Raw genomic sequence first — 11,984 nt, forward strand, 5'->3', positions numbered from 1 at the left:
TCAGAAACAAAAAACCTAAATATGTTACATCTCTTCAGCTATACCCTGCACTCGCTTCTTCCCACTAGGTAAAATAGCTTGATATAAACACGTAACCAAAAATAATAAACCAAATAAAATAATATACAAAGTATCTGCACCAATCCATTTCGGGAACAACATTGCTATCGCACCGAGAGATAACAGCTGGAATCCTGTCGTTAATGGACTAAGTAAACTTTGAACACGTCCCATAAATGACTCTTCTACAATTTCATACATCCAGCCCGATATTGCAACATTAATAAACGGTAAAAAGAACGTCGCTAAAGCGATACATACATAAAAAGACCAAACATAATTTACAAAATAGCACATACCGAAGGAGATTCCTGATCCTGCCATCCCAAAAACAATAATAGATTTTGGTGCATATTTCTTACCTATACTCGTTGCAACTATACTTCCAATTAGTAATGAGATTCCTCCAACTACTCCACCAACCATCGCTAAACTTTCATACGTTGCTGGCGCTAATTTATATTTTAATATGTAAGTAGTGGATACGCTTAAAATACCATTTAATAATCCAAATACGATAAATCCTAAAAGCAATTTTTTTAAAGTTTCATTTTGGTATATATACTTAATACCTTCTTTAAACTCTGTTATTAACATCTTCAAATTAACTTCTTTCCATTTTGTTCTACCATTTGGCAAACGAACTTTTTCTGGAATTGAGATCATTTGTATCAAAATACCACTCGCAATAAAGGTGAGCGTATTTACTAAAATGCTCCCGTAAATTCCAAAAGTCCAGTACACCATCGTTGCAATTCCTACACCAAATAAAGCATACAAACTATTTACCATTTGATTAATCCCCGCTGCTGCACCGTATTGGTCTGATTCTACTACTCCCTGTATCATCGACTGTTCTGATGGAGAGAAAAATTGGATACATGCATTTTCCAAAAATAAAAATATAAACACAAGTATAATCATCCCGTAATAAAGCGAAATTAGAATTCCAATATTACAGAGAGAACAACATATATTACTTACCGTACAAATACGTTGTCTATCAAATCGATCCACTACTGTCCCTACTAATAAAAAAAAGATTAGTGCGGGTAATGCAATCATAATTTGCGTCATCGTTGCGTAAACTGGTTGTTTTCCGTATTGATCTAACAAGTAAAACATTAAAGAAATTCCGGCAATCATAGAACCAAGGCGTTCTAAAATATTCGCTAGAAAAAAGCGTGCATAAACTTTGTTTCGAAATAACTGTAGTATTTCTTTCATATGTAATATCCTTTCTCTCGACAAAATAGTATTATTTCAGTCATTTCTTGGAAGTTATATTATATTTTTCGACCATTATCCAATCTTTTCCTTCTATATAGAGAACATGATAATAAAAAAACTCTTGTCTTTTATACAAGAGTCTTTTTATTTAACTTCGCTTCATTTAATGATATGTAGCTAAAATCTTTTTACGTCTCGCTAACCTTTTTAATTCTCTAAAGTTCGGATACATTTTATTTATTTTACAAATGTATCGCACATCCACTTATAAAATTTTTCTTTCTCTTCAAATTGTGGATAATGAGCTGATTTCTCAAAAGTAATAAATTCTTTTTGATCTGCTTCAATAGCATCAAAATATGTTTTTGCTGCATGAAATGAAGTGTTATAGTCATATTTCCCCATAAGGAAAAAAAGCGATAGATTCATTTTAGTCACCTTAGTAGGCAATGGATTTTTTAAATCCTTTTCTAATAAGACTGATTGAGAATATGATAATCCAACGTTATAACGAATTACGTCTAACAAGTTATATTCATTACTAAATAGCATCCCCATGTTATCACCATCTGGATTTTCAATGCATCTTGATGTTCCACCATATTTCGCAACATAATTTCGCGGAGTGTATGTATCGCCATTTTTAATTTTTTCGGTTAACCCTTTTAAATAGGAAACCTCACCTGTATTCCCCGCATTTTGTGCCTGTTCAATAACATAGTTTAAACTATCCATTTCACTTTCTACTGTATCACTCATCTGCCCTATACCAACATACGCTTCATATTTTTCAGGAGCTTTATAGGCAGCTTGCATTCCAATATATGTACCATAAGAATGCCCAATCAATATTACTTTTTCTTTGCCGAGACGTTTTGAAACATAATCTGTCATAGCTAATAAATCTTCTACAAGTAGGTCTGATGATAGATTCGAATAGTCTTCAAAGAAATGATACGATTTCCCGCTTGCCCTTTGATCGTAATTAACAACTGTGAATTTCTCTTCCAATAAGTCTTGATATTTTTGAGCATATGGTATTTCTGAAGAACCTGGTCCACCATGGATAAAGAGAATAACTGGATTCTTCTTATCTTTTCCGCGTATCATAATTTCATGACCACTTCCATTTATCTCTACTTGCTCTAATGTACTTATACTGTTTTTTCCCTTTATTTGTGAAGTCCATGTAGGAAATACTAGTGCTATGATTATTAGTAGTATAGCAGTGACTCCCATACGTTTTATTACTTTATTTATCTTCTTCATAAGACGATTCCTTTCTGTTAAATTAATAAAAATATCAATTTAATTCTGCAAAACTACCGTAAAAAAATAAGAGCGTAAAACAATTTAACTTTGCAATTTCATCTTAATTTTTTGTACATTCTTAATATCCCATACACTTCTTAACTTTCCACTACATAAAACCTTAACGAATTCTTAATTTTCTATACATTCACCACAAAAAGACTTGATAACATCTCGCATACACGTATCCCACGCATAGAAAAAAGCCCTTATTTTCAAAACAAGGACTCTTTTCTTAAACTATTTCGCTACTTCTTCTTTCGGCATTACCATACCTTTATACAATTGAACAGTTATCCAGTAATAGATGAAATAAATGACTAAGAAGATTCCTATTGGCACCCATACTTTCACAAACGGATCAACTAATATAAAGCTGAATAAGTTAAGCCCCACTAACACGTGAGAGATTCCAATAATCGCTGGGAAGATAAATAAATATGAAATTTCTTTATATATACTTTTCGTTAACATACTACGTCTCACACCGATTTTTCGTAACATTTCATAACGGCGTACATCACGAGAAGCACCTGTTAATATTTTGAACATAAGAGAACTTGCCATCATTGCTAAAAAGGCAATTCCGAGGAAAAATCCCATAAACATTGTCCCACTCATGAAACTGTTCATAAATTGATAAATTGTCATTTTCGTAAATAAGTCTACTTTTGTACCTGTTGTTTTTTCAATTTGTTCTTTTTGTCTCTTATCTATTTCGATTAACAACGGTTTATATTTTTTCATATCATCTACTTTTGCTAATGTTACAGTGTGTTCTGTTCCTTGAATTCCTTTATAGTGTTCTTCATCTGCAATTCTTACAGGTTTTCCACTAAATTGATTATGTGTAATTTGTATTTCTCTTACAACTGCATCTTCCCAATCTTTTGGCATACGAGGAAGCTTATTCGCTGCTTCAGGAGCTTCCAAAGCAGAGTATACAGGTTCAGTTAAAGGTTCAGCTACACGTTTACGAGCAGGCTCTTTTAAAGTTTTTGTATCAAAGTGATCTGAAACAAGTGGTGGTTTCGCAGTTAAATCGTTACGTAAGTAATAAACCGCTTCTCCATCTACTTTATACTTGTACTTGCTTTCTTCAACAATTTCCATCTCTTTTAATGCTGCTGTATCTTGTTCATTTGGATCGTGAATTACAACGTCATATACACGAGAAAAGTCTGTCATAATGCCGACATTTTTTTGGAACGCCATACCTGCTGTCATCGCACCTGCCCCTAATGCAATTAACATCGCTACCGTACCTAGTACTCTCGATAAACTATTTACTCGGAAACGTAGCTGTGCATATGTAAAACTATTTAAACCAGTTTCATTACGTTTTTTATTCCCCTTAATTTTCATCACAAAAAACGGGAGTAATGAACTAAAAATAAAATACGTTCCAAGCGTTGTAACGATTGTCGCTATTATAAAGCCGATTTCAGCGAACATTTTTATATTTACCATAAAATAATATCCTGTACTTACTAGCAATACACCAAGTACTGTCATAATAACAATTCGAGTTTTACTTTTCTTCACTTCATCTAGTGTTTCATCTTCACGAATTAACTCCAATTCTGTTTTACGTAATAACCGAACACTATTCATTAAACCAGTAATAAAAAATAGTATTAAGAAGAAAATAGCTGTAACTACGATTGCTGGTGTGTATACAGATGAGTAACTACCTTTTGCTGAAATTTCCATTCCATTCATTAACAAATTTCCTGCTACACTGGCAAGTAACATCCCTACTAAAATACCGATAATAATACTGACAATACCCATACCAAATGTTTCAATAAATAATAGCTGTGCTACTTTTTTCTTTTTCGCCCCAAGCATCATGTACATACCGAGCTCTTTCCTTCTTAATGTAAGTAGAAAAGAATTGGCATAAATAATGTAAAAGACAGTAATGAACGATAGTAATATGGCACCAACCCAGAAGACAAGTCTAATACTACTAATGAGACTATTATCTTTTGTAAATTCACTATTCATCGCCATCGTTTGGAACATGTAGAAAATACTAATACTAATAACGAGACCAATAAGTAAAACCATATAATCTTTTAACATCTTTTTCATACTATGACGTGATAATTTGAATAACATAGTCTCGCCCCCCTACTTAGACTCAGCAGCTGAGCCCATATGAGCGAGCACACCTAAAATGTCTTGATAGAAATTTTCTCGTGTTCCTTGACGCTTTAATTCTTTATAAAGAAGACCGTCTTGGATAAATAATATTCGCTCACAGTAACTCGCACTAAATGCATCGTGTGTCACCATCAAAATACTTACATTGTGATTTTCATGTAAATCTTGCATCGCTTCTAATAAACTTTTTGCATTTTTACTATCAAGCGCTCCTGTCGGTTCATCTGCTAATACGATTGCTGGATTATGTACTAAAGCTCGTGCTGCCGCTGTTCTTTGTTTTTGTCCACCAGAAACAGCAGTTGGATATTTTGTTAAAATTTCAGTAATCCCTAATTTCTTCGCAACCTCATTTACCTTTCCCGTAATCTCACTTGAAGGTACGCCTTGCAGAGAAAGTGGTAAAGCTATATTTTCATAAATTGATAAGTTTTCAAGTAAGTTAAAATCTTGAAAAATAAACCCTAATTTTTGAGATCGAAAATCTGATAATGCATTTCCCTTCATAGAAGTAATATTTGTACCAGCTATTGTCACACTGCCACCAGTCGCTTGATCAAGTGTACTTATCACATTAAGTAAAGTCGTTTTTCCAGATCCAGAAGGACCCATAATCCCGACAAATTCCCCTTCTTTAATATTTAATGAAACACCCCTTAATGCTTTTGATTGATTCTCATTTCTTTTCCCATACGTTTTTTCTACGCTTTCTACAGTAACTACATTTGTTGACATCTCTTTCACTCCATCCCTTTTGTATAGAATAAATTTCTCATATATTTCTTATCTTTTTCTCATGTAAATCCTTAAGATTTTTTTAACTTTTCAATCTCAAAAGAAATATGAATCATATCACTTCTTAATATTCTCATTTTTCTAAAATCCGTTCATTCGATTTCCCTTACATTTACCTTACAATTTTGTAAGGTAAAAAAGAAAACACACCACTTTGAAGTGAACCCCGAAAACGGGACACATATCAAAACACCTAAACCATCTGCTCAATTCGCTTAGCTCTTTTGGCCCATTTCCAAAAGGATATTGTTTTCCTGCAGGTTGTTGAAAACGATAAGTTGGATCTGTACGATACCATTTCATCCATGTCCTAATTGGGGAAACATTTTTAATTTCGAGTATTTCCATAATGGTACGATTTGAATAGCCATCCTTTTTCAACTCAATCACTTTCCACTTTACTTCTTCTGGGCAATGTACCCTTCCCTTCAAATAAAAAACACCTCCGTTGAATTTGCATACTTAGTATGCGAATTCAACGGAGGTGTTTTTTCATGTACCACTATTTGGGTTCACTTCATATATGGGTGTCTTTTCTTTATGGAAATTTCTTAAATTACTTATATAAAAGCTAATGGACGAGTATTAATATTTATGAAGTAACTTTTATCTGCTAAGAAAGGGGCATCAGATTTATGAACAACCTTAATTTCCTTTGTGAGCAATTTGCTAAAATTTTTAATGGAAAGAGCAACATAAATCAGGGTGTTTGTTCTGTCTCCTTGCGTCGTAATATTAAAGTGTTTGTTCAAGGACGACCAAGCACCTCTGTGATACCGGTTGGGATATCTTTTGAATCGTTAGATCAAAATGGCAATGCGTTGAACTTAGGGGAAATCGCTATTTTACAAGAAGAAATTCCTTTATTTATACAATCAATTGTTCAACAAGGGATTATTGTTAGCGCCTTACATAATCATTGGTTATATATGAAACCATTGATTATGTATATTCATATCCAATCTGTTGAACCACCATTAAGTTTTGCAAAAAAATTGGCAAATTCCTTTTCTGTTTTAAGTAGTTATCCAATTACTGATAACGGAGGCTAATGTTAAGTAGATCATATTTATTCATTTCTAGATACATTGAATTCCGATAATGAGAATTATGTAAATGAGCTGTCCATATGGGCGGCTTATTATATTTTTTGCTTAGCTTGTTTTTTTCAAAAATGCTGGCGGTACCCCTTCAATAAAGGATCAGACACAAAAATAGGCCGTGGAGAAGACTTTCTCCACAGCCTGAGAAAAGACTTCTCTTAAGATAGAGAAGTCTTTTCCCTTCATTATTGATTAGAACTAGAAGATTGTGATTTTTTTGCCTCAGCTTGTGCATTCGCTTGTTTCACTGCATGCACATCCGTTTCAGTTGCAAATTCTGTACCATAACTAGCATTCGCACTTTGTGCACCTGAAGCTTGTGCTTTCTTTGCCTCAGCCTGTGCATTCGCTTGTTTTACTGCTTGTACATTTGTTTCAGTTGCGAATTCTGTACCATAGCTAGCATTTGTACTTTGGATGCTAGCGCCAGAAGTTGCCTTATTGTAACCTTGTTGTTTTTTGTTCACCTTTCTCACCTCCACAATCAATATTGTAGCCAATCCATTTAAAAGCTATCCTTAATTTTATTTTTAAACTTCCGTATATACGTCACTTTCAATAAGACCTTCTGGACCTTTAGGCGTATATTTAAATGTTTTGCCTACGCGGTTTAAATATTCAATACTTCGACAAAATTTTCATCGACTTACTAAAATAGTAGTCTATTTACACGTCTATCAAATAAAAAAGTTGGCAATTACTAAAGCGAAAAAAGCTCTTTCTTTTTGCTCATTCATTTTCGGGTTCAGTTCATTATATTTTCTACTTTGTCTTTATATACAACATATTCTTTTCCATCCACTACTGCTACCACCGCAAATTCATCTTTTAGATTAAATGAAAGCCAGTCAGCCCACATGCTTGTATTTGGTCCTCCACCCCACATATTATGAACCGTGTTTTTAGTTAAATTCATAACTTTATAAGACGCATTTGGTGCATTTGATCCGGTCTTTATTTCAAATGTATATGCGTTATGAATTTTTTTATAAAAGTAGGAAACGCTTGATGGACGAAGCTGATTCATAAAATCTTGTTCTTTTTTCTCTGCAATTTTTATCCCTTCTTGTAATGTGACAACATCTGTTCTTATTGTTTTCCAACTATCTTTTGCTGCATTCAAGTTAGGTGCTAAGAATTTATATCTATTTTGATCAGCTTTTTGATTAGCTGTATCAATATGTCCCAGTACGCCCGAATATTGAGAGTCTAAATCATCCCATTGCGTGGACATAAAAGTAAGAGCAGTAATAGCACTATCAATCGCACTATGCATATCACTAATATTATGAAACGCAACTCCTACTACACGATTTAATGTTATCTTATAATCTACATGCTGACGTAATTTTGCTAATTCCGGCTCTAGCCAGCCTAACTTACCTCTTGCATCACCTATCATTATCCCACCAGCAATCAATGTTGGGAGAAAGGGAATCTTTACCATGTCTAAGCCCTTAGATTCTATGTCTTTCTGATAGTTTATTTGCCCTAAAAGGTCCTCTAAACGCTTTTGATCATCCTCAACCGCAGCTCCTTGGTTTTTTAAAATAGACTGCAAGGTCTCTTTATGGCTTCCAAATACTCTAACATCTTCTCCAATAGCATTTTTAAATTTAGTTAATTCTTCTATTAATACTTTTGCAGACTTTTGATTTTGTTGAATTCCCCCCCGTAAATCTGTAATCCCTTTTTTTAAAGTATCTCCATTCCCAGTATTGATCGCCTCTACTAATGTTTCATAATGATTTTCAAATTTTGTATCGTATTCAATAATACCTGTCAATGTATCTAAAAGCTGTTTTTTTACTTTCGTATTCCATGAAACTGCATGTGCTCTTGCATTGTTTTGATCTTGTACAATTTTACTAGGTAAATCTGCATACCCATTAATAGTAATTCCTTCAAAACTCACATCCGGATTATTCATTAACAAATAAGAATATTCATTCATAGATTTTACAAATAACCCAGCATCTTGCACAGTTTTTATCATCTGTTCTTCATTTGCTGAAAGAGACATATTTCCATTGTTAGTTTGTTCAATTTCACTTGCAAAAGCTGCTACTGGTGTAACTGCATAAGTTGTTGTCATAGTTAAAAATGTCGATACAGCGAGTATTTTATAAGGGATTTTTTTCATCATTTTATACTTCTCCTATATAGGTTTTGATTTTTAATTCTATTCTTCTTTAAAAGCGACGTCTTTCAAATTTTTTGAAAATCTGTAATACAGCACGGTTATCTTGGTATCTGGGTACAAATTTTATAAAGACGAAAGGCGAAGTCATTAATGAGACTCCGCCTTTCTGGTGTATAAGGATTTATTAATTGTCGCATTACTATTTAACAACGTAATCATAGATTCTCTATGTTTTAGGTGACTTTGCAACAGAATTAATATTTCCTTATTTTTGCGGAGTAACAGGCTCCACTTTTAATTCTTTGATTCCTTCTTTTAAAGTGACCGCATCTGTGTGTAATGTTTTCCAACTGTCTTTCGCTGCATTCAAGTTAGGTTTTAAGAATTTAAATTTATTTTGATCCACTTTTTGAGATGCAGTTTCAATATGTCCAAGTACTCCCGAATATTGAGAATCTAAATCATGCCACTGCGTGGACATATAAGTAAGAGAATTAATAGCATCATCAAGCGCCTTATGCATTTCACTAATATTATTGTAAGCAACTCCAACTACACGATTTAATGTTACTTTATAATCTACAGTCTGACGTAATTGTGCTAATAAAGGCTCTAACTTGCCTAAATTATCTCTTGCTACACCCACTATAATACCGCCAATTAACGGTAGGCCCAAAATGGCACCCTTCATTACATCAAACCCATCAGATTCTAATTGTTTATAATAGTTTACTGATCCTAAAACTTCATCTAGACGCTTTTGATCAGCCTCAACATCTACACCTTGGTTTTTTAAAATCGACTGTAAGAGATCTTTATTGCTTCCAAATGCTCTAACATCTTGTCCAATAGAGTCTCTTAATTTAGTTAATTCTTCTATTAATTGTTGTGCATACTTTTGATTTTGTTGAATTTCACCTCGTAAATCTGTAATCCCTTCTTTTAAAGTATCTCCATCTCCTGTATTAATCGCATCTACCATTGTGTCATAATAATTGTCAAATGTTGTATCGTATTCAATAATACCCGTCAATGTATCTAAAAGCTGTTTTTTCACCTTCGTATCCCATGTAACAGCATGTCCCCTTGCATTCTTTTGATCTTGTACAATTCTACCAGGTAAATCTACATATCCATTAATAGTAATCCCTTCAAAGTTCACATCTGGATTTTTAATTAACATATAAGAATAAGCATTCATAGATTTTGCAAATAACCCAGCCTTTTGCAAAGTTTCTTTCATCTTCGCTTCATTTGCTGAAAGAGCCGTATCTCCATTGTTAGTTTGTTCAATTTCACTTGCAAAAGCTGCTACTGGTGAGACTATAGAAGTTGTTGTCATAGTTAAAAGAGCTGATGCAACGATTAGTTTGTACGGGATTTTTTTAATCATTTTATATTCCTCCAATATAGGTTATGATTTTTAGATTCTATTCTTGTTTAAAAGCAATATCTTTCGAAATGAATTCTGCATCTTTATGAATATCATTCCAACTTTGTTTAGCAGCCTTTAAATCATCAGGTATCAACGAGAGTTTATGCTCTTGCATTTGGTCGATATTATCATACAAATCTGTATAATTAGCCCCCATTTTATTCCATTGTTGTTGAATATTCGTTAGAGACAGTATCGCTTGATCCACTGTCTGATACAGATATGCCAAAGTGTCTTTCGCGTTAGTAAGCGAAATAACAGCTTGGCTAGCGAGATCAGCTTTTGTACTTAATTGTCCGATTTTGTTAGAAATTTCGTTATAGGAGTCCATATGCTTAGATGCCGTGACACCAGCTGCTGTTCCTAAACCAATTCCAGCTGCACCAAGAGCTGTAAGGCCACCAACAACAGCCGGTGTTGCTGTACCGCCAGTCACAACAATCACTACCGCTCCTGCAATAGCGCCAATAACTAAAATGACTGCTCCTAATCCACCGCCAATTGACCATGCTAATACATTGTCAAAATGTTCTTTCTGAGTAGAATGTAGCTTCTCAATTTCAGCTTGTTTGCTTTTCTCAATTGCTTCACGGGCTTCTTTTTTGGCAGCTTCAATCTCTAGAGCAGATTTACCCTTTTCTTTCGCTTCTTGCTCTGCTTTTTTCTCTGCTTCTATAATAGAGTTGTTAATTTCTTTTCCTTTGTTATACGCTGCTACTGCAGTTTGAGCAGCAGGTTCAATGATATCTTTTGAAAGGTTATAGACTTCTTTGAATATAACAAACCCTTGTTCATTTAAAGCTCCTGGTAATAATGCTATTTGTTGTAAATCATTTTGAATTGATTTTTGGGTATTTTGTAATTCATTTTTTAGCTGATCTATTTTCCCTGTTCCGTCTGAACTTAGTACACCCTGTGCTTTTGCTACATCCATATCGAGATCTTGAAGTTTTTTATCCAGCTGTAATTTAAGATCTGTTAATTCATTAATCTGTCTTTGTACGTTTTCTTGATTCGTCATAGTCATATCTTGAAGAACCTCAAGTCTATCCAAAAACCCTTCTTTATCTTCTTTATTGTCTACAAACTCTTTTAATGCTGGGTAATAGTTATTAAATTTAGTTACAAACCCTTTACTTTTTGAATTTACTAGAATTAAATGTGGATAAAGTTCTGATGACCATTCCTTCATATCTTGCTTGATTAGGGATTGATTTGTATTTAAAGCTGGGACTTCTGCTAGCTGTACATTAGGGCTCATTAAACCTTGATCAATATATGTTTGGATTAATTTAGATTGTGCACCTAATTTTCGTAATGATGAGGAAATATCCATGCTTTCCTGTTGAGTTTCTGCATGAACGATTGGTGTTGCGAGAGTATTGATAGGAATAGTCGCCCCAGTTACAATTGATGTTATAAAAAATCCTGAAATTATTTTATTTTTCATTCCGTACGCCCCTTTACTATTGTCTATTTACAATCTTACACATACATCTTGAACGACCTAGCGCTAGGCTCTTTTTGTCACATGCTCTAGGAAGGAGAAATCTTTCGAATAGAGTGTTAAACCTCGTTATTATTTACTTCTCATAGAAAGTAAGGATATTATTTTCTTTTAATTCGAATATTAAATTTTTTGGAAGTAAATAATAAAATTTCATCACCTATATTTGAATTAACTGCCCAATGATAAGTATAATATTCATTTTTCTCTTGAGTTGCTGCTACTGCTAAC

9 protein-coding genes and 1 pseudogene are annotated in these 11,984 nt (G+C 33.6%); 1 reads left to right on the forward strand and 9 read right to left on the reverse strand.

What is annotated here, in order from left to right; translation table 11 throughout:
* Positions 1-24: 24 nt before the first annotated feature.
* The 5 genes and pseudogenes from CDB3_RS12425 to CDB3_RS12445 form a co-directional block, all read right to left on the reverse strand.
* Positions 25-1,287, reverse strand: coding sequence for an MFS transporter (locus CDB3_RS12425; protein ID WP_128854706.1), 1,263 nt, complete (start codon positions 1,285-1,287; stop codon positions 25-27).
* A 240-nt stretch (positions 1,288-1,527) separates the two neighbouring features.
* Positions 1,528-2,559: an alpha/beta hydrolase gene (locus CDB3_RS12430; RefSeq protein WP_128854707.1), complete on the reverse strand. Its 1,032-nt coding sequence runs from the start codon at positions 2,557-2,559 to the stop codon at positions 1,528-1,530.
* Positions 2,560-2,841: 282 nt separating this feature from the next.
* Positions 2,842-4,725, reverse strand: a complete 1,884-nt coding sequence (locus tag CDB3_RS12435; RefSeq protein ID WP_128854708.1) for an FtsX-like permease family protein — start codon at positions 4,723-4,725, stop codon at positions 2,842-2,844.
* 12 nt (positions 4,726-4,737) lie between these two features.
* On the reverse strand, positions 4,738-5,505 hold the full coding sequence (locus CDB3_RS12440) for an ABC transporter ATP-binding protein (RefSeq protein ID WP_061679087.1): 768 nt from the start codon (positions 5,503-5,505) through the stop codon (positions 4,738-4,740).
* Positions 5,506-5,766: 261 nt separating this feature from the next.
* Positions 5,767-5,997: pseudogene (locus CDB3_RS12445) on the reverse strand (IS3-like element ISBt2 family transposase); the annotation flags it as partial.
* 203 nt (positions 5,998-6,200) lie between these two features.
* Here CDB3_RS12445 and CDB3_RS12450 point away from each other — a divergent pair.
* The gene (locus CDB3_RS12450) at positions 6,201-6,617 is read left to right on the forward strand and encodes a DUF1259 domain-containing protein (protein ID WP_071745563.1); all 417 of its coding nucleotides are present in this window, start codon (positions 6,201-6,203) and stop codon (positions 6,615-6,617) included.
* A 236-nt stretch (positions 6,618-6,853) separates the two neighbouring features.
* On the opposite strand, the gene CDB3_RS12455 is transcribed toward CDB3_RS12450, so the two are convergent.
* The 4 genes from CDB3_RS12455 to CDB3_RS32335 form a co-directional block, all read right to left on the reverse strand.
* The gene (locus CDB3_RS12455; RefSeq protein ID WP_071745562.1) at positions 6,854-7,135 is read right to left on the reverse strand and encodes a gamma-type small acid-soluble spore protein; all 282 of its coding nucleotides are present in this window, start codon (positions 7,133-7,135) and stop codon (positions 6,854-6,856) included.
* Positions 7,136-7,413: 278 nt separating this feature from the next.
* A complete protein-coding gene (gene hblB / locus CDB3_RS12460) occupies positions 7,414-8,814 on the reverse strand; it encodes a hemolysin BL regulatory component HblB (protein ID WP_128854709.1) in 1,401 nt (466 codons plus the stop codon).
* 262 nt (positions 8,815-9,076) lie between these two features.
* Positions 9,077-10,204: a hemolysin BL binding component B gene (gene hblA, locus CDB3_RS12465; RefSeq protein WP_128854710.1), complete on the reverse strand. Its 1,128-nt coding sequence runs from the start codon at positions 10,202-10,204 to the stop codon at positions 9,077-9,079.
* A 37-nt stretch (positions 10,205-10,241) separates the two neighbouring features.
* Positions 10,242-11,696 (reverse strand): ClyA family alpha-helical pore-forming toxin, encoded by a 1,455-nt coding sequence (locus CDB3_RS32335; protein WP_128854711.1) that lies wholly within the window; start codon positions 11,694-11,696, stop codon positions 10,242-10,244.
* Between the last annotated feature and the right edge of the window lie 288 nt (positions 11,697-11,984).

This window comes from Bacillus sp. CDB3 (assembly GCF_002081505.1).
Classification (GTDB): Bacteria; Bacillota; Bacilli; order Bacillales; family Bacillaceae_G; genus Bacillus_A; species Bacillus_A cereus_AT.

What these genes read in the sequence shown, in the direction of transcription:
- CDB3_RS12425 (WP_128854706.1), bottom strand. Translation starts at nt 1,287, where the DNA reads ATGAAAGAAATACTACAGTTATTTCGAAACAAAGTTTATGCACGCTTT.
- CDB3_RS12430 (WP_128854707.1), bottom strand. Translation starts at nt 2,559, where the DNA reads ATGAAGAAGATAAATAAAGTAATAAAACGTATGGGAGTCACTGCTATA.
- CDB3_RS12435 (WP_128854708.1), bottom strand. Translation starts at nt 4,725, where the DNA reads ATGTTATTCAAATTATCACGTCATAGTATGAAAAAGATGTTAAAAGAT.
- CDB3_RS12440 (WP_061679087.1), bottom strand. Translation starts at nt 5,505, where the DNA reads ATGTCAACAAATGTAGTTACTGTAGAAAGCGTAGAAAAAACGTATGGG.
- CDB3_RS12450 (WP_071745563.1), top strand. Translation starts at nt 6,201, where the DNA reads ATGAACAACCTTAATTTCCTTTGTGAGCAATTTGCTAAAATTTTTAAT.
- hblB (WP_128854709.1), bottom strand. Translation starts at nt 8,814, where the DNA reads ATGATGAAAAAAATCCCTTATAAAATACTCGCTGTATCGACATTTTTA.
- hblA (WP_128854710.1), bottom strand. Translation starts at nt 10,204, where the DNA reads ATGATTAAAAAAATCCCGTACAAACTAATCGTTGCATCAGCTCTTTTA.
- CDB3_RS32335 (WP_128854711.1), bottom strand. Translation starts at nt 11,696, where the DNA reads ATGAAAAATAAAATAATTTCAGGATTTTTTATAACATCAATTGTAACT.